This window comes from Pseudoalteromonas aquimarina, from assembly GCF_049257255.1.
GTDB lineage: Bacteria > Pseudomonadota > Gammaproteobacteria > Enterobacterales > Alteromonadaceae > Pseudoalteromonas.
Genome location: NZ_JBMMUG010000010.1, coordinates 29,254 through 55,637, shown reverse-complemented (window position 1 = coordinate 55,637; position 26,384 = coordinate 29,254). Strand labels below are relative to the sequence as shown.

Sequence of the window (26,384 nt, the reverse complement as noted above, 5' to 3'; positions counted from 1 at the left end):
CCTGATTACTCAGGCTTAAATACACCTATAACTTGCTCGAACTGTCGCGTAGACGCCTGCACTTGACCTTCAGCTTGCGTCATCGTGTGACCACATTCAACACACTCTACTTTCTCAACATCCATTTCTTTATAAAGCATCATAGTGTCTTGCTTTTTACATTCAGGGCAAGTTGCACCTGCAATAAAACGTTTTTTCTGTTTCATAGTTTTCAATTATTCCCAATGTTGATAGCGCGATTTTAACAAACAACACTGATTACTTGATATACTAGCGCAAGAAAAGTTTTCAAATTGCTGTTAGTACATGATCCAAATTTCTAATCTCGAATTATTACGCGGTGGCAAACCACTGCTTAAAGAAGCAAACGCAACACTGTTTCCCGGCCACAAAGTAGGTTTAGTGGGTAACAATGGTTGTGGTAAATCCAGCTTATTTGCTTTGATTCGCAACGAGCTGACACCTGATATGGGTGAATGCAATATCCCGAAGGAGTGGCGCATTGCATCAGTAAAGCAAGAAACCCCTGGCCTTGCTATCTCTGCATTAGAATACGTATTACAGGGCTATGAAGACTATTATGCGCTGCGCGAACAACTTCATATTGCTGAACAAAATAATGATGGTGCTAAGCAAGCAGAAATTCACCTAGCACTTGAAGAAATGCAGGCCTACCATATTGAAGCAAAAGCCAGTGAGTTACTTCATGGCCTTGGCTTTACACAGGGTCAAATTTCACTGCCCGTAAAAGACTTTTCCGGTGGTTGGCGAATGCGCTTAAACCTTGCGCAAGCCCTATTACAAGAAGCTGATTTATTACTACTAGACGAACCAACCAACCACCTCGACCTTGATGCTGTGTATTGGTTAGAAAAGTTTTTGAAGTCTTACCCAGGCACATTAATTCTTATTTCGCACGACCGAGAATTCTTAGATGCAATCGTGAGTGAAATTTGGCATGTCTACCAACAGCAAATTCACAGCTACAAGGGTAACTACAGTCAGTTTGAGCGCATCAAAGCAGAAAAACTTGCACAGCAGCAAAGCAACTTTGAAAAGCAACAAGAACAAATTGCCCATCTAGAAAGTTTTATTCGCCGCTTTAAAGCTAAGGCATCAAAAGCAAAACAAGCACAAAGCCGTGTTAAAGCGCTTGAACGTATGGAAAAGCTGGCCCCTGCACATATCGATTCGCCTTTTAATTTTAGCTTTAAAGAGCCACCAAGCTTACCAAACCCTCTGGTAACACTTGAGAAAGTAAAAGCAGGCTATGGTGATGTAACCATTATTCAAGACATTAAGTTAAACCTAGTGCCTGGTAGCCGTATTGCATTACTCGGTAAAAATGGTGCCGGCAAATCTACCCTAATTAAGCTGTTAGCAGGTGAATTAGCACCACAAGCAGGTGAATTTGTACATCACCAAGGTTTACGTATTGGTTACTTTGCTCAGCATCAATTAGAGTCACTTGACCCAAGTGCATCTCCACTATTGCACTTACAGCGCCTTGATAAAATGGCATCTGAGCAAGAGCTCAGGGATTTCCTTGGCTGTTTTGCATTTCATGGCGACAAAGCGCTCGACCCTGTCGCGCCATTTTCAGGTGGCGAAAAAGCACGCCTGGTATTAGCTTTACTTGTTTTTCAAAAGCCAAATATCTTGCTACTCGACGAACCAACCAACCACCTAGACCTTGAAATGCGTCATGCCTTAGTAATGGCTTTACAAGGATTTGAAGGGGCAATGGTGACGGTATCGCACGATCGCCATTTACTTAAAAATACGTCGGATCAGTTCTACCTTGTAAATGATGGTCAAGTAACGCAACTCGGTTATGAGATTGAAGATTATTACGCCTGGCTGGCAAATAACGGCAGTAATAAAACAAGCGAAAGCGACGCTGCAACGCTTGAGAGCAAACCAAATAAGGTACAAAACCGTAAAGAGCAAAAACGCTTAGAGGCTGAATTCCGTACTAAAATGCAGCCACTCAAACGTGAAATTGCAAAACTTGAAAAGCAATTAGAAACCGTTAGTGAGCAATTACAAGTTGCTGAAAATGCACTTGCTGATGCCAGTATTTATCAGGAAGAAAACAAAGCGGAACTCACAAAGCAACTAGCCGAACAAGCTAAACTCGCGCCGCAATTAAACGACATTGAAGAGTCACTGTTAGAAAAACTAGAACAATTAGAAACAGAGGAAGCTGACTTTGCAGCGCAATTTGCAGACTGATCTACTTTGGCAATTTTCGCTTGATTACTATAGCAAAAGCACGCACAGCAGCGTGCTTTTAACCCTGCAAGACAAACATGGTGCCAATATAAATTTGTGCCTGCTGCTTATTTATTTAAAGGAGCACAAGTTACCCATTGATTCATCTCAAATTGATGCATTGCATACTGAAGTCTCATACTTTAACACAACGTATACCTCACAGCTTCGCCAAACAAGAAGCTTGTTTAAGCAGACATTACAAGACTTACCTAATTACTCAGCGCTGAGATCACATTTACTAAACGCAGAATTAGAGCTCGAAAAACACGAACAGCAGATATTAATAAGCACTTATAACAAGGCAAAACAGCAAAAAAGCGACGCTGCGCTCGCGTTGCAATACTATCTCTCTAATACTTTACACGTGTCAAAAACTGACCTAGATCAAACATTAATTCAACTTGCTTAATGCGATGAAATACGTGGGAAAAACCTTGATCTAAGTCATGATCATTTAACCCTGCTTCATCTATTCTCTTTCGTGTTGACGTTAGAGGAGAAACACAATGAGCAATCTATTTAGAGACTTTTTTCAGGACCCAGTGCTGTTTTTATCATTCGGCATTTTAGGTGTAGTTATTGTTCTTTGCCTTTTCTACGTAGGCTTTTTTATAAACAAGATCAAAAACTCAGAGCCTAGCGAGTCATAACCAATTTAGTAAGAATTTGATAATATCAGCATCTGTCTGGCATTTGAAAACCCCTGTTAGAATTAAGCACGACGCACTAAAGCATCAAACTAGGCAACTAGTTTGGTGCTTTATTTTTTTCTGCTACACTGAGCCAATCTTTTTCCTTTGTACACTGTTATGGATCGTAACTTTAAGCCCGCTTGGTGGATGACCAATCGGCATGCACAAACAATCTTACCGCGATTTTTTCGTCCAACTCTTGCTATTGATTACCATATAGAAGAAATAGCAACGCCCGATGATGATTTTCTTCAACTCATTTGGAGCAGAGAACACATCGAAGCTGACGAAAAGCCCTTAGCGATTGTGCTGCATGGTTTAGAGGGAAACATTGATAGCTTTTATGCAAAAGGTATGATGAAAGCCCTGTCGCTCGCAGGTTTTGACGTCGTATTGCTACATTTCAGAAACTGCGGATACAAAGCTAATCTGCAAGCCCGTGCATACCACAGTGGTGAGACCACAGATTTACACTTTTTAGTTAACACGCTAAAACAGCGATTTCCTAACAAACCATTAATGGCTGTAGGTTTTTCGCTTGGCGGAAACGTTTTAACTAAATACCTTGGCGAATATGAACAAAACAGCCAGCTAGATGCGGCAGCGGTAGTCTCTGCCCCTTTTGCATTAGCATCATCGTGTAAAGTAATTCAAAAAAGCTGCTTTAAGTTATATCAAAAATACCTGCTAGACAGATTAAAAAAATCCACAGCGCGAAAACTGGAGCACCTCAAAGACTCTATTAACCTCACTGCGAAGCAACTGGAAAATATTTACGACTTGTGGGAGTTCGATAATAAAGTCACGGCCCCTCTTCATGGTTTTATTGACGCTGCTGACTACTATTTAAAATCAAGCGGAAAGCAATATTTAAAACGCATAACAACACCCACCTTAGTGATCCACGCTAAGGATGACCCAATGCTGTCAGAAGAGGCTATTCCACAAACTTCAGATGTGAGTAACGCCGTTAAATTGATGGTATCTAAGCAAGGTGGGCATGTTGGTTTTATTAGTGGAAAAAACCCATTCCGACCTATATTTTGGCTTGAACAACAAGTACCGTATTTTTTCCAACAACAATTAAGCAAATTAAGATGATTGTGCCAATTGACCAAATAGATCCAGATACCCTTACCAACCTAATTAAAGAGTTTGTGCTAAGAGAAGGCACCGATTATGGTGAAGCAGAAGCCGCTTTAGAGCAAAAAATAGAGCAAGTAAAAGCGCAATTAAAAAGTGGCACTGCGGTATTAGTGTTTTCAGAATTACATGAAACAATCAATATTATGCCTGCCAGTGACTTTCAGTCACATGTCGACTACGAGTAGAAAAAGCATTCGCTTTTCTACTCTCACCTAAAACCTATTAAATCATGCTATTCGACTAGTTTTTAATCTTTCTATCGCGATTCTATTGCTTTCAAAGTTAAAGCAAGCACAATAAAGAAAACAACGACACAGAATCGACTATGAAATATCTAATAAAAGCAAGCCTTATCGCCTCAGCGTTAGCCATTACCTTTACAAGCAACGCGACTGAATTTAAAGCATCCGATAAAGCAATTAAGCTAGCGCAAGAAAACTTACTTATCGATACCCATATCGATGTGCCATACCGCATATATCACAAATGGGATGATGTCTCAAAAGCCACGGAAGGTGGTGATTTTGACTATCCACGAGGTGTGAAAGGTGGTTTAAATGTACCTTTTATGTCGATTTATATTCCGGCCAATTTAGAATTTGAAGGTAAAGGCAAAAGTTATCAGCTTGCCAATCAACTAATTGATGGTATGGAAGCGCTGGCACAACGTGCGCCAGATAAATTCGCAATCGCCACAAGCACCAGCGACGTTGAAGCACAATTTAAACAAGGCTTAATGTCACTTGCCATGGGCATGGAAAACGGCTCACCAATGGAAGGAGAAATGGCTAACCTTAAACATTTCTTTGATCGTGGTGTGCGTTATATCACCCTTGCCCATTCGCAAAGCAACCATATTTCAGATTCTTCATATGATATTCGTCGTAAGTGGAAAGGCTTAAGCCCATTTGGTAAAGAGCTGGTCAAAGAAATGAATAACATTGGTATGCTGATTGATGTATCCCATATTTCAGATGATGCCTTTTACCAAGTCATGGAACTGTCAAAAGTACCAGTGATTGCATCACATTCGTCATTACGCAAATACACGCCTGGTTTTGAACGTAATATGGACGACAAAATGCTGTTAGCGCTGAAAGAAAATGGCGGTGTTATTCAAATTAACTTTGGTTCAAGCTTTGTCACGTCTGCGGCAGGTGCTTGGGGCGATAAGATGAAAGCTGCGCGAAAACAAGCAAAAGAAGAGTTTGGCGAAAACGCACCACAAGTTAAAGATTTCCGTAAAGCCTATGTTGCTAAAAACCCATACCCATTTGCAAGCTTAGAGCAGGTGCTAAATCATATCGATCATGTTGTTAAACTAATTGGTATTGATTACGTTGGCATTGGCTCTGACTATGACGGTGTTGGCGATTCACTGCCAATCGGTTTAAAAGATGTTGCTAGCTACCCTAATTTAGTTCAGGGATTACTTGATAGAGGCTATTCCGATAGCGATATCATCAAACTATTAGGTGGTAATACGATGCGCGTTTGGCGACAAGCTGAAGCGTATGCTAAAAAGCATTAAGCTGAATCATGTTTGGGCAACAAGCGTTGCCCAAATCACACCACAAGGATGAAAAACTTGGAAAATAGCTTAGAAAGCATTTCATTCTCACTGCAACAAGCTATTTTTGATCTGCTTTTACAATCACCTAATTGCAAACTCAACCAAATTTTTAGCCATTTAAAAGAGCAGCAACTTCTTACTTCGCTCGATAAAGATTCAGAGCAAAATTTATTTAAACAAAACTTCTTAGTGATGAATGCGCTCTTTAATCTGCAAACTGACGCCAAAACTATTGGCTACACCGTAGTAATCGATTCGATTAACATTCAACTGATACGCTCCCAAGAAAACCAGCTGTCCAACACCAATTCAAAATTGGCAGACTACTATTTAGACTTATCAAACATTGTGATTTCTACTGACGAGATAAAGAGTTTATTAGATAGTTTTTGGCACTACTACACTGCTCATAACCATTGTGAGCTGCATGATGTAAGTAGCGCTTTCGAAGTACTTGGCTTACCTAATAATGCCAATTTAAAGCAGGTAAAGCGCGCTTGGTATAAAATTGCGCTCGCCTCGCACCCAGACAAAACTTCAAGTCACAACTCTGATAATTACTTAGCCGCAAATACTGCTTATCAAACACTGATTAAGCATTTTTCAAGGACGAAATAACGATACTAACATTTTCTCAAATCGCACCTGAGATAGTGCCTTTATCACTTTTATTAGAAGCAGATCCTGATGTCGAAAAGATAAAAACATATTTATCGAATAGCCTTTGTTTTGCCGCCACTCAGGATGCCAATCTAGTGGGAGCCAGCCTTTTTAAAAAACAAAGCTCACAGTGTATTGAATTAATGAATATTGCCGTAACACCTTCACATCAAGCGTTAGGCATTGGTTCAAAGCTGTTGTCGTTCGCTATTTCAGAGCTAAAGCAAAGCGACTTTTTACGGATTGAATTAGGCACAGGTACATTTGGACATCAGCTTAGCTTTTACCAAAGATTAGGATTTCGTGTAGATAGCATTATTAAAAATCACTTTTTAGATAACTACTCAAAGCCCATTTTTGAAAATGGTATTCAGCATAAAGATATGCTCAGACTAGTATTAAGTCTGCAAGATAGAAAAATTTAATTTAAAAATAAGTATTCGGATACAAGAAAGATTTTCAGAAGCTTGATTAGTTAACTATTGATTATCTAGAACGACGATAACAGTAAGACGAAATATTTTGGATTATGAGAGAAAAACAAGAAATAGTTGCGGGAGCCGATTTGATACGCGTTAGGCACTAACGACGACCGTAGGGCGAAATATACTGGATTAATAAGTTTGAATTATAAGGAAAAACAAGAAATGGTTGCGGGAGCCGGATTTGATACGCGTTAGGCACTAACGACGACCGAAGGGCGAAATATACTGGATTAATACGTTTGAATTATAAGAAAAAACAAGAAATGGTTGCGGGAGCCGGATTTGAACCGACGACCTTCGGGTTATGAGCCCGACGAGCTACCAGGCTGCTCCATCCCGCGTCAGAATGGTTCACGAACGTGAACAAGCCTTAGAAGTTTTAATTCATTCTAAAAGAATTGGCTACCAAAGATTTGGTTGCGGGAGCCGGATTTGAACCGACGACCTTCGGGTTATGAGCCCGACGAGCTACCAGGCTGCTCCATCCCGCGCCTGTATTCTTAAGCTTTGCTGCTTAAGTGAGGCGCTATAATAAAGATTTATTAAAGTTATGCAAGTGTTTTCTGATAAAACATGTTTAACTGCTTAATTTACAATCAACGCTTGTGCGGTTTAATCATTTCATGCCATGGATAGCTTTGGTCGCCCGTAATAATAAAGTCAGGGTTTTCAGTAGTTTCACGTTGATTATAGGTAATCGGATTAAATTCAGCGTCAAAAAGCTTACCACCGGCCATTTCTACAATAATTTGTGAAGCACCAGTATCCCACTCGCCAGTTGGACCTATTCGCATAAAGGCATCAGCACGCCCTTCCGCAATTGCGCACGCTTTTAGTGAACACGAACCCAACGGCAAAGTGTCAAACTCATGATCAATGTATTGGCTTACCGTTGCAATGTTTTGCCTACGGCTTACAGCCAACTTTAACTGTGACTGTCGCTGCACCTGTATTTTTGTATCTTCACCGTTTTCTCGCTTAAAAGCGCCCAAATCAGCCATCGCCCAATAGGTAATGCCTTCTGTAGGCCAGAAAATCACACCAAATACCGGCTTATTATTCTCAACAAGGGCAATATTAACAGCAAAATCACCGCTCTTAAGTACAAACTCCCCAGTGCCGTCGAGCGGATCTAATAGCCAGTACCTATCCCAGTTTGCGCGATCAGCCAATGAAGGAATTGGAGTTTCCTCTGACATAATTGGAATATCAGGGGCTAGCGCTTTTAGGCCGGCCAACAACACCTCATTTGCTGCAAGATCTGCTTTTGTCACAGGGGTATTGTCAGACTTTTCACAAAGTTGAATATCTTCTTGATGATAAACATCTAAAATAGCGTCACCTGCTTGTTGCGCTATTTGAATACAAGGCTCAATAAATTCTTTCATTCGCTACTACTGTAAATCTAAATTAAGACAAATACTGTTTGGCTAATAGTAAAGCTGCAACACTGCGTGCTTCAGTGAAATCAGTTTGTTGCAATAATGTTTGCCATTCACTTAAAGGCCACTTTACGACTTCTAAGGGTTCAGGCTCATCACCCTCTAATTTTTCAGGGTAAAGTTCCTGTGCTAATAGAATATGCATTTTGGCATTAAAATAACTGGGAGCTAACGACACTAACTTTAGTTCAGCAAGTTGTTTAGCGCCAAAACCTGCTTCTTCTTTTAGTTCACGATTACCAGCTTGCACTGGGGTTTCGCCTGGATCAATTAGACCTTTTGGGAAACCTAACTGATAATCATGCGTGCCAGCACAATACTCACGAACCAAAATCAAATTACCCTCGCCATCAACGGGTACCACAAGCACTGCACCACGGCCTCCACCTTTAATTCGCTCATATTGCCTTTTCACACCATTTGAAAAGGTCAAATCAAGTGACTCAACTGTAAATAATTTACTGTGAGAAACCTCGGTTACTTGCGTTATTTCGGGTGGGGTTAATCCTTTTATCTCGGCCATCATCAAACTCTGTTAAACTACAGTTTAGATTCATAATAAAACGTTTAAACTAAAAAACCTATGTTAAATTGGCATGAAATTGACACCATTTTATTTGATATGGATGGCACTTTATTAGACCTTCATTTCGATAATCACTACTGGCTTGAATTAATCCCACAAAAACTTGCTGAAAAGCATGGCATAACAAAAGAGCAAGCGTTTGAAGAACTAACAAAAAAATACCAAAAAGTGGAAGGACAGATTGAGTGGTACTGCCTAGATTACTGGCAGCAACAACTCGATTTGCCGATTGTTGAATTAAAACAAGAAATCAAACACCTAATTACAGTACGTGAAGATGTGCCTGAATTTTTACAAGCATTAAAGATGGCTGGTAAAAAGCTAATCTTACTCACCAATGCTCACCCAGACAGCCTTTCATTAAAAATTGAACAAACAGCCTTTGATGTGCATTTAGATGCGCTTGTATCAACCCATGAATTTGGCGTGAGTAAAGAATCACAAAGCCTGTGGCAGCAGGTAGAGCAAAAGCTTGGCTTTGACAAAGAAAGAACGTTATTTGTCGATGATAGCCTTGCAGTGTTAGAAGCTGCAAAGCTCTACGGCATTAAGCATTTGCTAGCCGTTGCGAACCCTGATTCCACTAAAGAAGCGCGAACCTTACCAGGCTACTTATCTATAGAAGATTACCGCACCCTTTTACCTATTGCTTAACCCTAGCCGTAATTTGACAGAGTTAGGGTTCAGACATAAATTTTCAATATGGGAGATAATGCAAAGTGTTTCCCTACAGATAGGCAATCTTACTGTTTCAAAATGGACTTAGTGCTTTTCTAATTATTAGGATGTGAAACGCCTTTTGCCCACTAAACTCACTAATAGCTAACGTCCGATGGTGATTAACGTGATTAGAATTGGCCTAATTTTATTCTTAGTTTTAATGCTGGTTGCCTGTAATGATGATGCCCATAACCACCCATCCTTAGAGTCAGGCCAACAGCTATTCGAATATCATTGTGCTGGTTGTCATCACGATAACGGTAAAGGTAATTTCCTTAAAGGGATCCCCGCCAATATCGGAACTGGTTTAGTTGAGTGGCAATTAATTCACAAAATGAAGCAAGGTGAAAGTAATAGTAAAATGCCGGTGTTTAAATCTATGAGTAAAAGTGAAGCAACTAAAATAGCAGAATACATTACTTCAAAGTCGCACTAAAAGATCAAAAAAGGCCGCAATTGCGGCCTTTTAATTATCATAAGCAATTAAGCAGGGTAGCGCTCTTTTAAGCCTTGATACACTAAATCAGCAAAGTTAGCTTGGTTAATATCCAGTGATTTAACCACTTCAACTAAGTGCTCGTTATCTTCTTGTCCATGCCATACTTTAATGTAGCTACCATCTTTGTAGCCGTGATCTTGGCGGAAGAAATTCAGGGTATTTTTACCTACATAACCACGGTATAAATCATCAATATTCATACCGATTTGCGCCATACAACCAGCAAATGCTGCAGCATCAAAGGTTTTATTTGCAACTGCACTTGCAGCTAATAGTTCTAGTGTTTGCTTAAAATCATCAGCTTGAGTTGGCTTTTCAAGCTCTGCTGTCAGTTGTTCAGCAATTTCTTGATAGCTGGTTTTGCCATCAATACGTAGCGATAAACCAAAGTGAAAGATATCAACTAATTCAAGAATAACTTGCTCTGTGTCTGGTGTTTGCTTTTTCCACCACTTCCAACCATAGTGATCTAGCATTTCAGCACATTCAACCCAAATAGCACGGTACCATTCAAAACCTTGATTAAACCATTCAGCATGCACTTTGGTATTCATTGCATTTTGCATTTCCAGCATAGTGCAGATTTTATTCACATTAGCAGACATTATTTTTCTCTAAAATTAAATTGGCCGTAGTGTATCAAAAAGCCCGTGTTATTGTCTCAGTTCAAAATCACATTGCGACTTTTTAACATAGCGTGCATCGAAGGTTTCGCCTGTATTAAATTCAAGGCGCATAGACGATAAGTCAAAACGTGCATGCGGATACTGATCAATCCAATTCATCGTTGCTTGGCAAATTTCTTCAAGCTTATAAATACGGAAAGTATCCACCACAACAACTGCTTCGTTTGGTTCTAAATAGCTGCGAACAATATTCTCACTCCAGGCAGTTTGAGAATAGTTCTGCTTTAAGAAATAGGTAAGATCTGAGTTATCAAAGCCACTATTAAGACCGCCAACATTATTGCTTGCCTTTTGAGCAAATTGTATAAGTGATTGACCACTATTCACAATTTCCTCTCGCTCACCTGCAGCGCAGCGGCGAGTTGTGAACTTTACTGTGCCATCGGAGCTATAGCATTTACGTTGAACTTTATCGGCTTGTGCAAAAAACGGAAATACAAGAATGCATATCGCTAGTAAAATTTTCATTGTTATTCTCAACTAGAACGAATTATAGGATTTTGCCAAATTATTTAGGGACAAATCAAGTGTTAGCATGTTGTTTACATCAGTTTCACAAAGATAAAACCATTAACTATTTGTTCTCAAAACGATTGTAATCAAAGATTCCATATTCAACTGTTAATGCTTGTTTAGCAGTTTTATGCAAAATATCACTGTAATGCCAAAAAGCAGGGTCTGTACGTCTAATCGCAAACTCATTTTTAAGCGCGATATAGTCTTTTTCAGCAGTGACTTTATGTAATTTACTGACAAATTCATCTACTTGATCTTTTTCCAAATAGAACAAAACAGCTGGATAATCACCAATAAAGCCATTCACTAAACTTGCGGTGTCTTCTTTTGGTTCACGCTGGGCACCTTCATTCAATAAACTCGAAATATTTAAATGCGCGTTATGATGAAGCAAGCTATAGCTTTGATGCTCTTTACCATTTTTAACCAAAATAAACGACACTTGTGCTAGTTGTTGCACAGCTAAATTAGGCAATTGATTAAGCTGATTTAATGCTTGGCTGATAGCATCATCTTCAAGTTTATAGCGAGGATTTAAAACAGCCGCTAAATGCTGTTTTATTTTGCTATAAAGCTCTGCTTGCAAATCATTCGAGCTAAACTCAATCCCAGTAGGCTGGTTAAATTGTTCATTTGATTTTAAATGCTCGACCAAACTTTTTGGCGCTTCACGATACCATTGCGCACTTAGCTTCTTGCGCTCTTCTGGCGGTAAAAAAGCTAAAAAGTTTTGCTCGCCTTCCATGCGCAAAAAATCCATATACAAACGTGTGATAAGTTGATGACCAACATTACCGTACACATCAAACCCTGCCACCAGCAAATAATGTATGCGTTCAAACAAACTATAATCTAATACCCACATGGTTTTTGGCGCTTGCCCAACCAGTCCTTTAACAACGGTAGCACTATCAAAATGTCTGAAAATGGTCAGTGCTGCATTATCATTATGCCCTTCGCCATGCCAAAATAGCGACATATCTAGCCCTTTTCCATCAGCAAAAGCGGTATTCATTTTTGCATTTTTATGCTCAAGGAACTTCGCTTGTAAACGAGCATACTTCACCCAACTGCTAATGGGTAAGGCATTGCTTTGCTGCTCTGCAGGCATTGCCAAATAGTCTTCGACCTGATTAAAAAAAGTATCTAAGTTAGCATTGCCAATGCGTTTAGGGTCAACGAATGCAACCCAAAAGTGATCATTAATCACATTTAAAGCAACTTGCCCACGACAAACAGGCCCCTTAATAAAGCCCATAATAATTGTTTGTGCGTGATCCAATAAAAATTGGTACTTCACTTCAGTAGGAATTTGAGCAAAGCTCTTAAATGGGTTTGAAGCAACTTCTACCTGATAACTCGGTAATTGAGCAACTTCATAGTCTGATTCAAGGAATAGCTGATGCAACCTTGCTAATTCTTTGTTATCAAGTGCCAGCGGAATATGATTTTTAGCTAAAATGCTGGCTTGATTGCGCTCTAAACGGTAATAAACTCGTTTTACCTTAGGGTCATCAAACGGGCGGCGTGTCGCAATCACCTCAATAGGTTCACCTGGGGGTGTTTTTGAGCGAACAAGTTTGTAGAAAGTGACGTCATTTGCTTTTGTAAAATAGATATTGGTTAAAAACCAATGCTCATAAATATAGCGTGACATCAATTGATGTTTAGCTGAGTCTTGATTTAAAAAGGCTTCCCACTTTTTTACCTGTTGGTGAGTATATTCATCAACAGCTGCTAAGTTTGCCATTTTCGCACCTTGCATTAACCAATGCTGCAACACGTTAAACTCACTATCACTAATAGCTGGAAAGCCATAAGGCATGCCTAAATTAGGCTGTTTTGAGACGGTTTCTCGGTAATTTTCGATGCTCGCACAATTGGCCGAACGGTCTAGCGAAAAATCATATTCATTGCCGAGCTGAGCAACCTGCGGCAGCGGATTTGATTTTTTTACCAATAGGCTGTTGTAAAGCACGCTCGCGGCAAGGTTATTTTCTGGTGACTCTGGATATTCGTTTAATACTGGCGAAAAGCCAAGATCACGCCATTGTAAGGTTGATTGTGCATCAACAAATAAGCGGTGCGGCGTTGCCGCTACTAAGCGCGTGCCATCGTACACCAATTGTTTGCTGATACCGCGGTCAATACCCGCGGGTGATGTTAGCTTTAACTGACAAGGCGCGTCATAACAACCATGACAAACAACACAGCGACTTTCTAATACGGGCTTAACTGCATCATGATAAAACCGACCTTGATCTGTTCGGCTATCGACAATTCGTTGTTTTACTTCAGGCGAACCATATTTTTGCTGCAAGTTATTAACCGCCATAACAGTACAACCTGACACCACCAAAAATAAAAATAAAACAACGAACTTTTTCATTTATTCAACGTCCTCGTCATCAAGGCCTAAATCGAATTCTGGTGCAAACTCAAGCCATGGCGATATAAACTGCTCACCATTGTCAGTACAGACCATAACAGCTAATTGCGGCCCTTTTTTTAAGTGTAATTGTACCGATTCTATTTTCTCAACCGCTGATTGCCATGCAGCATTTACATCAAGCAAAGCGTAATCCTTGAGAAAAACAGTATGTGTTTCATCATCATTGATCTTCTGGCACATCTCAGCCATCACCATTTCAGTTAGGGCCATTGAAACAAAAAATGCTGGTTCTGCATCTTCAGAAATTGGTGCATCAGGGGCTAGAAAAAATAAAGGAATATCTACACTTTCCGTTGCTAAGTTATCGTGTTCCATTAAGACTCTCGAAATTAAAAGGGTATTTATCGCTATAATAGCAAAATAGTTGAATTTTTTGACGATTTTCGTCATTGTGTAGACAATTTAGAGACACTTCTCAAGGAAGGTTTATGACCAGTGTAATTGATAACTTCTTCACAACGCTTGGTATTTTGTTACTTATACTAGCGATTGCTGCGGTTTTCATTATTGTTATTTTTAATACTTTAGTGAAATACAGAAATTTTGTTGTAAACGCATTTGCACAAATTGATGTGCAGTTACATCGTCGCCACGACTTAATTCCTAACCTTGTAAATACCTGCAAAGCCTATCTTGACCATGAACATGCAACCCTAAAACAAGTAACAGAGGCCCGCAATGCCGCGTTAAGTTGTTTAGAGCAAGCAAAACAAGCACCCAGTAATGGCTCTCTTATCAAACAATTAGCGAGTGCTGAAAATATACTAACGCAAGCACTATCGGGGCTACAGGTAACAATCGAAGATTACCCTGAATTAAAAGCCAATGAGACAGTTAAAAATTTACATGAAGAGCTTGTTTCAACAGAGAATAAAATTGCTTTTGCTCGGCAGGCTTACAATGATGAAGTGATGCAATACAACACGTACAAGCAAAGTTTTCCAAATAATCTGGTGGCAGCAAAATTTGGCCATAAAGACGACGCCAGCATGTTAGAACTAGCACAATCAGAGTATCGTCAAGCACCAAGCGTACAACTTTAACTGATGAAAAACTTCTTTCAGCAACAAGCTGAAAATAGGCGTGCCAGTGCGTTATTGGTATGCCTTTTTTGCCTTGCTGTGATAATGATTGTTGTTATAGCTCAGTGGTTTTTTGGTCTTATTTTTGATGCCCGTATCGCAAGCAATCTTAATCTTATTTTGTATCGCGGTTGGGATGTTTTCCGTGAACAAAACCCGTACCAATGGCATCTTCCTTCAGCAGTTATCACATTTAGTTTAATTGCAATTACAGGTATTTATAAATACCGACAACTTCGCGTAGGTGGTGCGCAAATTGCCAAACAATTAGGTGCAACACGTGTACAGCCCAACACCTTTCATCCACTGGAAAAGCAACTGCTCAATGTTGTTGAAGAGATGGCAATTGCGGCTCGCACAACTGTGCCTAGGGTCTATATTCAACTGCATCAAAGCCAAGTAAATGCATTTGCAGCAGGACACACCAACCATAACGCGGTTATTTCGGTAACGCGCGGCGCACTTGAGAAGCTCACACGTGATGAACTTCAGGCTGTGGTTGCCCATGAATTCAGCCATATAGTGAATGGCGACATCAAATTAAATAACCGCTTGGTTGCCGCAACATTTGCAATTAGTTTTATTGGCTTACTAGGTGAGTGGATTTTAGAACATGCCGCAACATCTAAGCGCGGAAGAAACAATTCATCTGGCTTTGAGCTCGTCGCGGCTATCGCATTGATTAGCTATGGTTATATTGGTACCTTGCTCGCGGATTTTATTAAAGCGGCCATCTGTCGTAGGCGGGAATACTTAGCTGACGCTAATGCCTGCCAATTTAATCGTAATCCAGAAGCGCTTGCTAATGCACTTAAAGTTGCCGCAGGGTTACGCTTACCGCACCGAAACGCACATTATCATCAATATAGTCATCTGTTTTTTAATCAAACAAGAATGCCATGGGTCAGCTCTTTCTCAACTCACCCACCAATTATTAATCGAATTCAAAAGCTTCAGCCTAGCTTTAAAGCCCCTAAAAATGGCTTTAAAGAAAGCACCAATGTTGCCAATTACCAAGCAATGCAACTCACTGCAACACGTGAATACTTAAGCGAAAATACAACGCCCATAATAAAACCAACAGTGCGCGCAAATACAGATCATTTATCAGCTAAATTATCGCAACTGGTGCATGATCCATACTCGTGTTTTACGTTAATACCGATGCTTTTGCTAAGCGATGAGTTTGATATTCGCAGCAACCAACTGAGTTATTTACTTTCATCACAGTATGTAGATGCTTTCACCTTAGACAATGCTGAGACTGAGTTGACAAAGCTTTGTGATAAACAGCGCTTTGAACTTATTGAGCTTGCAGCCCCTAGCATAGACTGCTTACCAGCAAAGCAAAAAGATGAACTAGCTCAACTATGTTGGCAAATAATATTAATGGTAGATAACAATCAGATAAATCAGCCACTTAACCATCCGTTGTTAGTTTGGCTTTATCTAGAAATCATCTTAATGCAAACCACTCGTGCCAAAAGTAAATTACTGTTGAAAACCCGTAATACAAAGCAGCTAATACAAGCTTGGCGTTATTTTGTCAGTTTAATTGCTGTGATTGGTCACAATGACGCTAAAGAGCAGCAAGATGCTTTTACTGCCACATGCCAACAATTCAATATGAAAGGGCTAACTCTTCTACCTTTTACGCAGTTTGATAGTCAATATGCACATCAAATGTTAGCGGCCTTGATTAGCTTACCAGTGAAAAATCGCAATGCATTTTTACAAGCAATTGAATTTGCAGCAAACTGGGATAATGAAATAAATGAGGCTGAGCAAACCATGTTATACAGCTTTGCGCTACTACTTGATTTGCCAAGCCCTATTACAGATTAAATAACCTTAACTCGGGTTAAATAATGGCTACCAAGGTAAAACCTCACCATTTGAATGCCAGAACGTACCTGTATTACTGAGGTTAAGCTCATTAATTCGGTCAATTAAGCGACTTGCCGCCTCCTCTGGCGAAATATCCCCAGCAAAACCAACCATAGCCGTTTGTACAAAACCTGGGTGCAAAATAGCTAAGCTAATATCACGCGCAGCAAGTTCAATTGCGATACTTTTGCTAGCAGCATTGAGTGCCGCTTTTGACATGCGATAGCCAATATATGCACCGGAACCATTATCTTCGATTGATCCCATTCGGCTTGTGATCATTGCTACTTTACTGCCAGCACCTAAATTACCTTGCAGAGCATGTGTCACACGAATAGGCGCAATGGCATTAACATTGATTTGCTCTTCAATACTTGCAAAGTCCATATCGGCAAGACTTTCATTTTTAAATACACCGGCATTATTAATTAAAATATCAATCTGCTGGCCAGCTAACGCATTTTTTAACGTTTCAGTATCATCCGCATTCGCAACATCAATATCGCTAATCACGTTTGCGCCAGTTGCGATTAATTCATCACTGGCTGTTCGAACGACAGCCGTTACTTTCAAACCTTCAGAAATATACTGTTTTACAAAGGCAAGGCCAATTCCTCTATTTGCCCCAGTAACCACAACATGTTTTGACATAACCTAATTCCCAAATAAAAAAGATTAAGGGTCAGTTGAACTTTTTAGTTCCTTTTTGCAGCAGTTTGATTGGGTTTTATACAAGGCAGAGGCTGCGTGGCATAGTATTCTATGTAAGTCAGCCGACAAAGACTTTGTGCTCCTGCAAAGTCACCTTACCCCACATCCTTGCGGGGCAAATCAAACGCTGCCGAACGGTTCTTTTGAGCGCGCTTTTCTCGTTGTTGCTCGATATTTGCTTAGATTACTAGGCTACACATCGAGCGCCGCGATAAAAACACGCTCAAAAAAACAAAAATTGAACTACAAAGATCAACAGACCCTATAGAAATGGTATCTTTTTGATTAAATACAAGCTTTAGTATTTTTATTACCAAGCTATATCTCTATTACAGAGAAAAAGCCCCCTTGAGGATCGGTAATCACACTAAAACGACCTACATTAGGAATATCAGTAGCAGGTACGCACACTGTACCTCCTAATTCAGTAACACGTTCTAAGGTCGCATCACAGTTATCAACTTGGAAATATGTCATCCAGTGGGCTGGCATATCGCCCCACTCTTCATTCATTTCAAGCATGCCTGCAACTTGTTCTTCACCAACAGTAAAAATGGTGTAAGGCATACCATCCATGTCTTCTATTTTGTATTGCCAACCAAAAACGGATGAATAAAATTCGCGACTTGCCGCAGCATCTTTTGAAGCAAGCTCATTCCAACAGACGCTACGCGCTTCATTTTTAATTTGTGAACCACAATGTTCATTGCCTTGCCAAATAGCAAACATTGCACCATTAGGTTCAAAAAACATCGCCATACGTCCAGCATCACCCACATCATGTGGACCCGCAATAACATGCGCGCCAGCTTGCTTCGCTTTTTCGAGTATTTCATCGACATTATCGACCGCAATATAATTTAACCAATGGCTTGGCACTCCTTTATCTAAGCGCTCGTCTTCCATTTGGTACATTGCACCAATATCACTGCCATTTAATTGCAGCATAGTATAAAAGCGGTCTTCACCAATGGGCTGATCGTCAAATGTCCAATCAAACAGCGCTGTATAAAACGCCTTAGCGGATGCCCAGTCTTGAGAGCATAGTTCTGTCCAACAAAAGGTGCCTGCTTGATGCTTGGTATAACTCGCCATATGTTTTCCTTATTATTTGCGTTCGCTGTATTAAAGTTAACCAATTCTGAATAAATAGCAATAAAAAAGCGAAGCTATACAATAGCTTCGCCTTTATTTATTTGTGGGTCTGGGTCGTTAGATTTTGAACCACTTAATTGCATTATCAAGTTCATCAGCTTGATGTGATACTTGCTGTGACGCCTCTGCATTAGCAACCGAACTATTTGCTAGTTCATCAGCATAATCGCTGATCTGCACAATATTTTGGTTAATTTCTTGAGCTACAGTTGACTGTTGCTCTACAGCCACCGCAATAGTTGATGTCATTTCGGATATTTCTTGTATATCAGCAATGATTTCAGCAAATGCTTGGCCTGCTTTATCTGTTTGTTCGGCAGTTTGAAGGCCTTGCGTTTTACACAACTCAATACTATCAACAATATTTGCAGTGCTTGATTGTAAATCGGTTATGATTTGCGTGATTTCTTGGGTCGACTCCTGCGTTTTCACTGCGAGCGAACGAACTTCATCTGCTACAACCGCAAAACCTCGCCCTTGCTCACCCGCACGTGCAGCTTCAATTGCCGCATTTAGCGCAAGTAAGTTAGTTTGCTCAGCAATACCGCGAATAACTTCCATTACCGCATTAATTGCGTTGCTCTTTTCACGCAGTAAATTCACTTGCTCAGCCGATTCAACGAGCTGATTGCTAAGCACAGTCATTTGCTCTACGGTCGCTTCAATTTGCCCTTGCCCATTTGTCGCGTTTTGTGAAACCGTATCAACACGATTAGAGGTCGTTTCCGCGTTAATCGCAATATCATGTGCCACCGCGCCCATTTCAGTAACCGCACTTGCTACCGTCTCAACTTCTGACTTTTGCTGAACCAGCTGTCGGCCACTTGACTCAACTACCTGTGCTACACGCGTTGATTCTGTATTCACAATTTCAACCGAGTGTTGAATTGTTTGTAAAACAGATAAAAATTTACTCATTAACCCATTAACACTGTCGGCTAACATTGCAAGTTCATCTTTGCCGTGTTTACGCACTTCAATTGATAAATCACCTGAATGCGCAATGCGGTCGATATCTGTAATAACACTGTCGATAGAAGTGGTTATCGAACGAATAATGGCAAATAAAAAACCTACCAATGCGAATGCTAAAATAAGGCTTAATGCAATTTGCTGCACTTTTGCATCTGCATACACATCTTCTTGAATTACGGTTAGTTCTTCACCTAGTAATTGTAACGTTTGCTTTAATTTTTCTTCAGTTTCAGCAACATCGTTCTTCAAGCCCGTAGGTTGATTAAAACCAATTGCCAGATAGCGCTCAGACGCTTTTAGAAACGCAGTTTGGTAGCGTTTTAGTAAACCAACAAGCTTCACCTCATTACTTGCAAGTAACAGTTTTTCAAGCTTCTCAACCGTATCATTAATACGTGTGATGTATTTTCTATCGCCGCGCATTATGAAATCTTTTTCGCTGCGACGAAGTTGTAGCACCATAACACTTACATCAAGACGGTTGGTTACTTTAGCTTGTTCTTCTAATTCGTGCACCGCGCCGCGTAACTCTTTTCGAAGACCTGAGTCTTGGTTGTAGCCATACTCTATGTACAATTCATCTAATTTAGTGAAATCACGTTGCAATGATGTCAGCGCATTTTGCGTATCCGTGAGTGCATTTGAATTTACATCAAAGGTTGCCAATTTTTGTTGTAACTTTCCAAGCGCCGATTTTGCATCATCTACGCGATTCACCAATTCCTGACGAAACTCTGGTGCTGGTTTTTCTAAAAATTTTACTTCAATTCGCAATGTATCTGCGACAGCCCGCTCAGTAGCAATTAAATCTTCTGTAGCATCCACTAATACTTGCTTCTTCCCTGCAATGTAAACATTTAATAACGTGAGAGCAGCCATTGAAACCACTGCAACCCCAATCAGGATCTGCAACTTAGTTTTTATTTTGATGGCTTGAAACATTTATACCTCTTAACTTCAGTGACGGTGGGGAGATTGTATATGGCTTGATTAGACGATTTGTTGTTCTAACGCATATATGTTGTCGACAAATCGGCCAATTGCTTTAGGAAATTATTAAAATTTACTAACAATAAACATTTAATACCTAAAATAGACACAAAACAACAAGTTTTTCTTAAAGTTACATTGATTTCAATAGGATATGTTGCACATGCAACAATGATTTTTTCCTTATCTAAGCCTAAATAACGGCTTTTCTTTGCTACTAGATAAAGTTTCATCGCGAACGCGCTGAAGATGTGAAATTTGAATGGTATGCTGCAAAGATTGCTTATTGATTTTCAGCTATAAATGATGCTCAATTTGTTTTTCAAACAATGCAAAATAAGCAAATCATTTTTAATAACGCCCCTGGAACTACACACATTAATATGGAGTTATGCGATGAAAAGCACACTTGTCTCTGCGGCAATTTTAACAACCTTACTACCTCTTACAGTTAATGCTGCAAGTAATTCTCAAACTCTTGGGCCAGACGTTGTAAAACCAGCTCCGCAGGTGAGTATTGAAAGCCATGATGCGTTTTTTAATCAGCTTAAGGCACACTGCGGTAAAGCATACCAAGGTAAAGTAACGGTTGATAATCAAGATAATGGCTCATTTAGTGGTAAAAAACTCGTGATGCATGTACGCAAATGTACCGATACTGAGTTACAAATCCCTTTCCATGTTGGCGATGATGCATCTCGCACTTGGATTATCACAAAAACTGGTTCAGGTTTAAGCTTGAAACACGACCACCGTATGAAAAATGGTGAGTATGATGTATCAACTATGTATGGCGGTCACACTATCGATGCTGGCTGGCAACATGTACAGTCTTTCCCTGCAGATCAATATTCAAAAGAGCTATTTGTAAAACAAGGTATTCCACAGTCAATCGGCAATACGTGGCAGATATTTATCTACCCTGAAAAATACACTTATCGTTTGGTGAGAGAGGGGCGCGAGTTTAGAGTCGATTTTGATTTAACAAACCCCATAACTCCGCCAGCGGCGCCATGGGGCTATAAAGACTAAGCCTAACAAGTTAGCTCAGCAACTAAAGGGCCTGGATTTGCTCTAGGCTCAGTTGGAAACTTCTCAAACTCTTGCACGCCAGATAATAACTTCAAATTAAATTCATCGCTTTTGCAAAGTTGCGCGCTGAGGCGCAATAAAAAGACCGATTGTTTTGCAAACTCTTGATAACTGCCCTCCCGAATAGACAGCTTATATTTGTTGGCTGCTAACTGAGTTTGGCGATAGTGAATTTTATGGTCAAAGTCATATAAAGCTTGTTGTTTACCCTGTTCAGTTGCAACTAACGCTAACGGCGTGAAAAGCACTACACTGCAAAGTAATTTCCGTAACATCACTCTTCCTTTATTAACACGTTACGAATTCACTATACCAACTTCTAAATTATCAAACCACTCAAGAAACTCCTGCACCGCCTCGCCTTTAAAAATTCGTCCATGCTGAGGTGCCATCATATCAATTTCTAACTCACGCACGCGTGCAATCCAGTTTTTCTTGGCACTGTTAGAGGGCATCCAACGCTGATGAAAATAGCGCATTTTATCAGCATGACGTGCGAAGTCTTCAACAAACATCGGGGCATCAGGCTCTTCTAATGCAGCACCAATATCACCACTCATTAAAATTTTAGCTTCTGGGTCATAGACATGAAAGTTGCCCGACGAATGTAAAAAATGAGCCGGAATAAAACGGAAGGTCACTGAATCTAAACGCAGCTCCTGTCCTTCATCCGGAATCGATTTATATTCAATGTTATCCATACCAAAGTGGCGTATAAATCCTTCCCATAACCAAGGTGCGTATAACTTTGCTTTTGGTATGGTCTTATCCCAAAGCCCTAACGAAGAAATAATATCTGGGTCTTGGTGTGAGGCAAATAAGGTTGTTACTTTGTCGAGCTCGGTATGACTAAGAATACCAGCTAGCATGGCTGAAAATAGCTCAATACCTCCTGGGTCTAACAGCATGGTTTGCTGATTAGTCACTATCATGTATTGGTTAGTATCAATTATTTTTTCTGACTTTCCCTGATCTCGCCCAAATACGATCCATTTATGATGTTTACCCTGATACAAATCGGTCGATTTCATTTAAATACCCTTTCTAACTCATCGAGTGTATTAAGATTAGTTTCAATTGCACCTTTTATGCGCATTGCCGCGGAGCTTATATAGTCCGAAACTGACTCTAAACTCGCGCAAAACTCGCCAGCCTGAGACGCTTCAACCCGAGATGTCACCGCAATATATTCTGCCGCGCGCATTTGTTGCTCTATTTCTTCAAACTGCCATTGCAGATTTTGTAATTCGTGTTTAAGTGCAACCATGGCATCTTTGACATGGCTTGCGGCCACGCTATAGAGCTTTTTGCTTTCAGGGTGGTCAAGTATTGTGAGGCTTTTTGCCAAATGCTGCTCTAACTGACTTGCACGCAAATGATGCAGTGCCAACTTAAATAACTGACTTGCATGCAAATTAATATGCTCTGTGGTTTGAATTGTGCGACCGGAAAATTCATTAATAAAATTGGTGATCGATTTAAAACCGAGCGCCGCTTCACCGGCACGAATTGCAACCACTCGCGCATTTTTAGAGGTCAAAGACAGGCTTTTAGCCTCAGTTAAAATTACTTCCAATTGCGCAACGATAGTTGCAACGGTGACAAAGCACTTTATTTCAGGATGTTTTCTGATGCTATCCATAGAGTTTTTTCACTCTTAACTAAGTACTTTCAAATATAGGAAATAAAAAAGAATTTTGCCGAATTTTTATAAAAATTGTTTTGCAAATTTCAATGGTGCGTTATTTACAGTGGTAAAAAGTAGAAATAAAAAAGGCTCACAGGGATGTGAGCCGAAAGTGCATCATCAACAACTAATGCTTCAGGGAAATATCTAACAAGAAAACCAGTTCTTGTAATTAAATAGACTTGCCTGACAAAACTTAGTTCAAAAAAATCTAAATTAATTTTGAAAATGTTTTTAAGTAGCTAATTTATTTGGCTAAATGCAAGCACTGAAAAAATGATAACTACACCATACAAATAATGATGACGTTCAAGCTGCTCGTGTAAAAACACACGCCCAATCGCCATGGCAGAGATAATGCCAATCGCACGCTTAACAGCTTCAACTGTGCTGGCATCCAAATAACGCAGTGCATTAAATTGCAATAACACAGCTGCAGAAAAGCCGATTAAACCAAGCAACCAAAAACGGTTATGCATTTTTGAGAAAGTAATAGCGGAACGATTAAACAAGAGCGCAATTAATAAAACGCACACCATAATCACATTGACCCAAAGCGCATGAAAACTAACGTGGGAAAATTGCAGTACATACTGGTCTACACAGATGCAGGCCCCCCAACTGAACGTTGCCAATAACATAAAACCGGCGCCTGGCTCACTTACTTTAAAGCCATCACCGAGCAACCGAAAGGTAGCAAAAACACAAATGGCAATAACCACATACGCCAACCAAGGCAGGATCACAGAGAAAAACAGTACATTAATCAAAGCAGCCACGAGCGGAGTGAGCGACAGTACCGGTAACAAAACTGAAAATCGCCCGCGACCTAACGCTGCAATAAACGACACCGCGCCAATAGCAGCTAAAACCCCACTAATACTCGCCAAACCGTAATAAACCTGTGCAACAGGTAAGACAGCATCCGAAATAAACCAATAGAGCAGATAAATAGGCAGTGTTACTACACTAAAAACCGCCCCAACAAGCAGAGGGTGATGTGTTTCAACTAAATGTTTACGGCAAATATCAAACAGCACCCACGCCAAACTTGCTAACAACAAAAACAACCAAGACAAAGTATATCTCCTAAGGGATGGATCTTTTTTAGCAACATTACGTATAAGCATATTATGTTGTTCAAAATAAGCTACTTATGAATCTACCTGTATTTCCATTACCAATTTTTTTGCTACCAAATGGGGTTACACGGTTACGTATATTCGAACCGCGTTATCTAAAAATGGTGTCAATTGCCTGTCAGCAAAATGGTTTTGTGTTATGCGTTTATGATCACAAGGCTGAGCTGAACACGCCACCTTGGGGAGCATGGGTTGATATTATTAACTTTAGCCAAGAAGGTGAGCTATTACATATTGATATCAAGGCTAAAAGCTTAGTTAGTCTGGAAAACATTACCATGGATGAAGATAAATTACGTTTCGCCGATTGTTTTGAGATCCCCCATTGGCCAACACAGAACAAGCAACCACATCACGCGCAACTAGCTACAAAACTACAGCACGTGTTTGAAGAATATCCAGAACAGGGTGCGCTTTATCCTGAACCCAATTTTGACGATATAAATTGGGTCTGTGCCCGTTTTTTAGAAATTTTGCCACTGTCGTTTGAGAAAAAACAACTGTTCACAAAAGCAGATAGCTTTACAAAAGCAGATGATTTTTTAAAAACGATTATTTTAGGTCAATAAATTGATCGCTTTTATCGCCCCTACCGTAATGGCTACTATGGATTTTATTGTCAGAGCGCTATGATGATATCAACAACAACCAATAACTACCGATCTTCGATGAAGCAAAACGCAAGTTTAGATGGGCAAGAAATTGACAGCAAGACCTTGTCAGGCTGGCTAAATGATATAGCTGAAAAGCGTGATAAACGCGCATTTGCGAGCTTATTTAAATGGTTTTCTCCTAAAATTATCGGCTTTGGCCGTAAGCAATTTAATAACCCTGCACTTGCATCCGAATTGTTACAAGAAACAATGACAAATGTGTGGCGTAAAGCGCATCTATACAATAGCGAAAAAGGCGCCGCAACCACTTGGGTTTACACTGTAATGCGCAACATAAGCTTTGACATGTTACGTAAAATGCAAGCCAACCACGAAGATACCCTTAGTGATGATATTTGGCCTCTGGCAGAAGCACAAAACTCTGATGAGCATGTTTTTGCAGACCATTTAATGGACAAGCAAATAGCACAGTATTTAAATCAATTGCCTGACAATCAAAAACAGATTGTGCAAGGCGTATATTTTCAAGATTTATCGCAAGAGCAACTCGCTAAAAATTTAAATATCCCACTCGGAACAGTTAAGTCCCGTTTGCGTTTAGCACTTACTAAATTGAGACAGCACATAGGAGCAGATAATGATTAAGCATCACCCACAACTTTCCCTGCTCAAAACCTATTGTGCAGGTGAACTACCAGCCTCTATTTCTGTGATTATTGCTGCGCACATTGAGCTTTGCCCACATTGCCAGCAACAAGTTGAAGCGCTTACTGCAAAAGCTGCTAAAGACACATTTACTTACGCTTATGTTGAAGATGAAGCCGAGCAAAGCCAATTTGCTGAAATTGACTTTGCCAGCATGATTGACGATATCACTCTAGATGATGGCATCGACGAAATTAAATTGGCTCAGCCAATTGAGTTATCGCTCAATCAAAATACATTTTATTTGCCTCAAGTACTTCGCAATCTTGAGCTAAGCAGTTGGGCAAGTTTAGGTAAATTATCGCGCTCTCGCGTGACTTTAGAAGACGCGAATCTTCACACTAGCTTATTGCACATTGATGCCGATGGCTCTGTTCCAGAACATACGCACAATGGTTTTGAAATTACACTATTATTAGAAGGTAGTTTTAAAGACGAAATGGGCGAATACACCAAAGGCGACTTTATTTGGTTAGATGGTAAACACACTCACAACCCAATCACTGAGCATGGTTGCCTATGTTTAACCGTTTCAAGTGACTCCTTGCACTTTACGCAGGGCTTAAGCAAATTGCTAAATCCTATCGGTAAATTTATTTACTAGGAGGTT

At 40.0% G+C, this 26,384-nt stretch carries 29 protein-coding genes and 2 tRNA genes; 15 read left to right on the top strand and 16 right to left on the bottom strand.

The window, feature by feature from the left end; genetic code table 11:
* Positions 1-5: 5 nt before the first annotated feature.
* Entirely contained in the window at positions 6-206 is a 201-nt protein-coding gene (locus AAEU29_RS19970; RefSeq protein WP_010562181.1) for a YheV family putative zinc ribbon protein, read from the bottom strand.
* A gap of 100 nt (positions 207-306) precedes the next feature.
* Between AAEU29_RS19970 and AAEU29_RS19965 the strand changes: the two genes are divergently transcribed.
* The 7 genes from AAEU29_RS19965 (at position 307) to AAEU29_RS19935 (ending at position 6,773) form a co-directional block, all read left to right on the top strand.
* Positions 307-2,235, top strand: a complete 1,929-nt coding sequence (locus AAEU29_RS19965) for an ATP-binding cassette domain-containing protein (RefSeq protein WP_421974955.1) — start codon at positions 307-309, stop codon at positions 2,233-2,235.
* Positions 2,213-2,686, top strand: coding sequence for a TIGR02444 family protein (locus AAEU29_RS19960; RefSeq protein ID WP_421974954.1), 474 nt, complete (start codon positions 2,213-2,215; stop codon positions 2,684-2,686). Before AAEU29_RS19965 ends, AAEU29_RS19960 begins: the two co-directional genes overlap by 23 nt.
* 400 nt (positions 2,687-3,086) lie before the next feature.
* Positions 3,087-4,070 carry a hydrolase gene (locus tag AAEU29_RS19955; RefSeq protein ID WP_421974953.1) on the top strand — a complete coding sequence of 328 codons (984 nt, stop codon included), beginning with the start codon at positions 3,087-3,089 and terminating at the stop codon, positions 4,068-4,070.
* On the top strand, positions 4,067-4,300 hold the full coding sequence (locus AAEU29_RS19950; RefSeq protein ID WP_421974952.1) for a YheU family protein: 234 nt from the start codon (positions 4,067-4,069) through the stop codon (positions 4,298-4,300). Before AAEU29_RS19955 ends, AAEU29_RS19950 begins: the two co-directional genes overlap by 4 nt.
* Before the next feature lie 140 nt (positions 4,301-4,440).
* The gene (locus AAEU29_RS19945; RefSeq protein ID WP_421974951.1) at positions 4,441-5,646 is read left to right on the top strand and encodes a dipeptidase; all 1,206 of its coding nucleotides are present in this window, start codon (positions 4,441-4,443) and stop codon (positions 5,644-5,646) included.
* A 57-nt stretch (positions 5,647-5,703) separates the two neighbouring features.
* Positions 5,704-6,306, top strand: coding sequence for a DNA-J related domain-containing protein (locus AAEU29_RS19940; protein WP_421974950.1), 603 nt, complete (start codon positions 5,704-5,706; stop codon positions 6,304-6,306).
* Positions 6,307-6,341: 35 nt separating this feature from the next.
* Complete coding sequence (locus AAEU29_RS19935) at positions 6,342-6,773, top strand: GNAT family N-acetyltransferase (RefSeq protein WP_421974949.1); 432 nt, start codon at positions 6,342-6,344, stop codon at positions 6,771-6,773.
* Between the two features lie 324 nt (positions 6,774-7,097).
* On the opposite strand, the gene AAEU29_RS19930 is transcribed toward AAEU29_RS19935, so the two are convergent.
* From AAEU29_RS19930 to nudE, 4 genes are all read right to left on the bottom strand, one after another.
* Positions 7,098-7,174: transfer RNA gene (locus AAEU29_RS19930), tRNA-Met, on the bottom strand.
* A 73-nt stretch (positions 7,175-7,247) separates the two neighbouring features.
* Positions 7,248-7,324 (bottom strand) — tRNA-Met (locus AAEU29_RS19925).
* Positions 7,325-7,429: 105 nt separating this feature from the next.
* Positions 7,430-8,221 carry a 3'(2'),5'-bisphosphate nucleotidase CysQ gene (gene cysQ, locus AAEU29_RS19920; RefSeq protein WP_421974948.1) on the bottom strand — a complete coding sequence of 264 codons (792 nt, stop codon included), beginning with the start codon at positions 8,219-8,221 and terminating at the stop codon, positions 7,430-7,432.
* A 22-nt stretch (positions 8,222-8,243) separates the two neighbouring features.
* Positions 8,244-8,798 (bottom strand): ADP compounds hydrolase NudE, encoded by a 555-nt coding sequence (gene nudE, locus AAEU29_RS19915; protein WP_421974947.1) that lies wholly within the window; start codon positions 8,796-8,798, stop codon positions 8,244-8,246.
* Positions 8,799-8,858: 60 nt separating this feature from the next.
* Here nudE and yrfG point away from each other — a divergent pair, with 60 nt between their 5' ends.
* Together yrfG and AAEU29_RS19905 are read left to right on the top strand one after the other, a co-directional pair.
* On the top strand, positions 8,859-9,515 hold the full coding sequence (gene yrfG / locus AAEU29_RS19910) for a GMP/IMP nucleotidase (protein ID WP_421974946.1): 657 nt from the start codon (positions 8,859-8,861) through the stop codon (positions 9,513-9,515).
* A 190-nt stretch (positions 9,516-9,705) separates the two neighbouring features.
* A complete protein-coding gene (locus AAEU29_RS19905; RefSeq protein ID WP_421974945.1) occupies positions 9,706-10,017 on the top strand; it encodes a c-type cytochrome in 312 nt (103 codons plus the stop codon).
* A 47-nt stretch (positions 10,018-10,064) separates the two neighbouring features.
* Here AAEU29_RS19905 and AAEU29_RS19900 read toward each other — a convergent pair whose 3' ends face one another.
* From AAEU29_RS19900 to AAEU29_RS19885, 4 genes are all read right to left on the bottom strand, one after another.
* Complete coding sequence (locus AAEU29_RS19900; RefSeq protein ID WP_274763515.1) at positions 10,065-10,685, bottom strand: dUTP diphosphatase; 621 nt, start codon at positions 10,683-10,685, stop codon at positions 10,065-10,067.
* A gap of 48 nt (positions 10,686-10,733) precedes the next feature.
* Positions 10,734-11,234, bottom strand: a complete 501-nt coding sequence (locus AAEU29_RS19895; RefSeq protein WP_421974944.1) for a hypothetical protein — start codon at positions 11,232-11,234, stop codon at positions 10,734-10,736.
* A 106-nt stretch (positions 11,235-11,340) separates the two neighbouring features.
* Positions 11,341-13,671: a fatty acid cis/trans isomerase gene (locus AAEU29_RS19890; protein ID WP_421974943.1), complete on the bottom strand. Its 2,331-nt coding sequence runs from the start codon at positions 13,669-13,671 to the stop codon at positions 11,341-11,343.
* Positions 13,672-14,049: a hypothetical protein gene (locus tag AAEU29_RS19885; protein ID WP_421974942.1), complete on the bottom strand. Its 378-nt coding sequence runs from the start codon at positions 14,047-14,049 to the stop codon at positions 13,672-13,674.
* A gap of 113 nt (positions 14,050-14,162) precedes the next feature.
* On the opposite strand from AAEU29_RS19885, the gene AAEU29_RS19880 reads away from it, so the two are divergent.
* On the top strand, positions 14,163-14,777 hold the full coding sequence (locus AAEU29_RS19880) for a LemA family protein (RefSeq protein ID WP_421974941.1): 615 nt from the start codon (positions 14,163-14,165) through the stop codon (positions 14,775-14,777).
* Between the two features lie 3 nt (positions 14,778-14,780).
* Positions 14,781-16,661: a M48 family metallopeptidase gene (locus AAEU29_RS19875; protein ID WP_421974940.1), complete on the top strand. Its 1,881-nt coding sequence runs from the start codon at positions 14,781-14,783 to the stop codon at positions 16,659-16,661.
* 27 nt (positions 16,662-16,688) lie between these two features.
* Here AAEU29_RS19875 and AAEU29_RS19870 read toward each other — a convergent pair whose 3' ends face one another.
* The 3 genes from AAEU29_RS19870 to AAEU29_RS19860 form a co-directional block, all read right to left on the bottom strand.
* Positions 16,689-17,354, bottom strand: coding sequence for an SDR family oxidoreductase (locus tag AAEU29_RS19870; protein ID WP_421974939.1), 666 nt, complete (start codon positions 17,352-17,354; stop codon positions 16,689-16,691).
* Between the two features lie 378 nt (positions 17,355-17,732).
* Entirely contained in the window at positions 17,733-18,509 is a 777-nt protein-coding gene (locus AAEU29_RS19865) for a VOC family protein (protein ID WP_421974938.1), read from the bottom strand.
* Positions 18,510-18,626: 117 nt separating this feature from the next.
* Entirely contained in the window at positions 18,627-20,486 is a 1,860-nt protein-coding gene (locus AAEU29_RS19860; RefSeq protein WP_421974937.1) for a methyl-accepting chemotaxis protein, read from the bottom strand.
* Positions 20,487-20,930: 444 nt separating this feature from the next.
* Here AAEU29_RS19860 and AAEU29_RS19855 point away from each other — a divergent pair, with 444 nt between their 5' ends.
* Complete coding sequence (locus AAEU29_RS19855) at positions 20,931-21,566, top strand: hypothetical protein (protein WP_421974936.1); 636 nt, start codon at positions 20,931-20,933, stop codon at positions 21,564-21,566.
* A 2-nt stretch (positions 21,567-21,568) separates the two neighbouring features.
* Here the strand turns inward: AAEU29_RS19855 and AAEU29_RS19850 are convergent, their stop codons facing one another.
* The 4 genes from AAEU29_RS19850 to AAEU29_RS19835 form a co-directional block, all read right to left on the bottom strand.
* On the bottom strand, positions 21,569-21,901 hold the full coding sequence (locus tag AAEU29_RS19850) for a hypothetical protein (protein WP_421974935.1): 333 nt from the start codon (positions 21,899-21,901) through the stop codon (positions 21,569-21,571).
* Between the two features lie 21 nt (positions 21,902-21,922).
* Positions 21,923-22,657: an oxygen-binding di-iron domain-containing protein gene (locus tag AAEU29_RS19845; RefSeq protein WP_274763051.1), complete on the bottom strand. Its 735-nt coding sequence runs from the start codon at positions 22,655-22,657 to the stop codon at positions 21,923-21,925.
* On the bottom strand, positions 22,654-23,268 hold the full coding sequence (locus tag AAEU29_RS19840) for a chemotaxis protein (protein ID WP_274763050.1): 615 nt from the start codon (positions 23,266-23,268) through the stop codon (positions 22,654-22,656). The genes AAEU29_RS19845 and AAEU29_RS19840 overlap by 4 nt, the downstream gene beginning before the upstream one ends.
* 287 nt (positions 23,269-23,555) lie before the next feature.
* Positions 23,556-24,392, bottom strand: coding sequence for an EamA family transporter (locus AAEU29_RS19835; protein WP_421974934.1), 837 nt, complete (start codon positions 24,390-24,392; stop codon positions 23,556-23,558).
* Positions 24,393-24,469: 77 nt separating this feature from the next.
* On the opposite strand from AAEU29_RS19835, the gene AAEU29_RS19830 reads away from it, so the two are divergent.
* The 3 genes from AAEU29_RS19830 (at position 24,470) to AAEU29_RS19820 (ending at position 26,378) form a co-directional block, all read left to right on the top strand.
* Positions 24,470-25,024 (top strand): LON peptidase substrate-binding domain-containing protein, encoded by a 555-nt coding sequence (locus AAEU29_RS19830; RefSeq protein WP_421974933.1) that lies wholly within the window; start codon positions 24,470-24,472, stop codon positions 25,022-25,024.
* A 99-nt stretch (positions 25,025-25,123) separates the two neighbouring features.
* Positions 25,124-25,714 carry a sigma-70 family RNA polymerase sigma factor gene (locus AAEU29_RS19825; RefSeq protein WP_421974967.1) on the top strand — a complete coding sequence of 197 codons (591 nt, stop codon included), beginning with the start codon at positions 25,124-25,126 and terminating at the stop codon, positions 25,712-25,714.
* Entirely contained in the window at positions 25,707-26,378 is a 672-nt protein-coding gene (locus tag AAEU29_RS19820; protein ID WP_421974932.1) for a ChrR family anti-sigma-E factor, read from the top strand. The genes AAEU29_RS19825 and AAEU29_RS19820 overlap by 8 nt, the downstream gene beginning before the upstream one ends.
* Positions 26,379-26,384: the final 6 nt, after the last annotated feature.

Bases quoted from the DNA above. Each gene is read 5' to 3' on its own strand.
- AAEU29_RS19875 (WP_421974940.1), top strand. From the start codon at position 14,781: ATGAAAAACTTCTTTCAGCAACAAGCTGAAAATAGGCGTGCCAGTGCG.
- AAEU29_RS19970 (WP_010562181.1), bottom strand. From the start codon at position 206: ATGAAACAGAAAAAACGTTTTATTGCAGGTGCAACTTGCCCTGAATGT.
- AAEU29_RS19880 (WP_421974941.1), top strand. From the start codon at position 14,163: ATGACCAGTGTAATTGATAACTTCTTCACAACGCTTGGTATTTTGTTA.
- AAEU29_RS19955 (WP_421974953.1), top strand. From the start codon at position 3,087: ATGGATCGTAACTTTAAGCCCGCTTGGTGGATGACCAATCGGCATGCA.
- AAEU29_RS19900 (WP_274763515.1), bottom strand. From the start codon at position 10,685: ATGTCTGCTAATGTGAATAAAATCTGCACTATGCTGGAAATGCAAAAT.
- AAEU29_RS19830 (WP_421974933.1), top strand. From the start codon at position 24,470: ATGAATCTACCTGTATTTCCATTACCAATTTTTTTGCTACCAAATGGG.
- AAEU29_RS19965 (WP_421974955.1), top strand. From the start codon at position 307: ATGATCCAAATTTCTAATCTCGAATTATTACGCGGTGGCAAACCACTG.
- cysQ (WP_421974948.1), bottom strand. From the start codon at position 8,221: ATGAAAGAATTTATTGAGCCTTGTATTCAAATAGCGCAACAAGCAGGT.
- AAEU29_RS19855 (WP_421974936.1), top strand. From the start codon at position 20,931: ATGAAAAGCACACTTGTCTCTGCGGCAATTTTAACAACCTTACTACCT.
- AAEU29_RS19850 (WP_421974935.1), bottom strand. From the start codon at position 21,901: ATGTTACGGAAATTACTTTGCAGTGTAGTGCTTTTCACGCCGTTAGCG.
- AAEU29_RS19825 (WP_421974967.1), top strand. From the start codon at position 25,124: ATGAAGCAAAACGCAAGTTTAGATGGGCAAGAAATTGACAGCAAGACC.
- AAEU29_RS19820 (WP_421974932.1), top strand. From the start codon at position 25,707: ATGATTAAGCATCACCCACAACTTTCCCTGCTCAAAACCTATTGTGCA.
- yrfG (WP_421974946.1), top strand. From the start codon at position 8,859: ATGTTAAATTGGCATGAAATTGACACCATTTTATTTGATATGGATGGC.
- AAEU29_RS19895 (WP_421974944.1), bottom strand. From the start codon at position 11,234: ATGAAAATTTTACTAGCGATATGCATTCTTGTATTTCCGTTTTTTGCA.
- AAEU29_RS19945 (WP_421974951.1), top strand. From the start codon at position 4,441: ATGAAATATCTAATAAAAGCAAGCCTTATCGCCTCAGCGTTAGCCATT.
- AAEU29_RS19860 (WP_421974937.1), bottom strand. From the start codon at position 20,486: ATGTTTCAAGCCATCAAAATAAAAACTAAGTTGCAGATCCTGATTGGG.
- AAEU29_RS19885 (WP_421974942.1), bottom strand. From the start codon at position 14,049: ATGGAACACGATAACTTAGCAACGGAAAGTGTAGATATTCCTTTATTT.
- AAEU29_RS19950 (WP_421974952.1), top strand. From the start codon at position 4,067: ATGATTGTGCCAATTGACCAAATAGATCCAGATACCCTTACCAACCTA.
- AAEU29_RS19890 (WP_421974943.1), bottom strand. From the start codon at position 13,671: ATGAAAAAGTTCGTTGTTTTATTTTTATTTTTGGTGGTGTCAGGTTGT.
- AAEU29_RS19845 (WP_274763051.1), bottom strand. From the start codon at position 22,657: ATGAAATCGACCGATTTGTATCAGGGTAAACATCATAAATGGATCGTA.
- AAEU29_RS19870 (WP_421974939.1), bottom strand. From the start codon at position 17,354: ATGTCAAAACATGTTGTGGTTACTGGGGCAAATAGAGGAATTGGCCTT.
- AAEU29_RS19840 (WP_274763050.1), bottom strand. From the start codon at position 23,268: ATGGATAGCATCAGAAAACATCCTGAAATAAAGTGCTTTGTCACCGTT.
- nudE (WP_421974947.1), bottom strand. From the start codon at position 8,798: ATGGCCGAGATAAAAGGATTAACCCCACCCGAAATAACGCAAGTAACC.
- AAEU29_RS19865 (WP_421974938.1), bottom strand. From the start codon at position 18,509: ATGGCGAGTTATACCAAGCATCAAGCAGGCACCTTTTGTTGGACAGAA.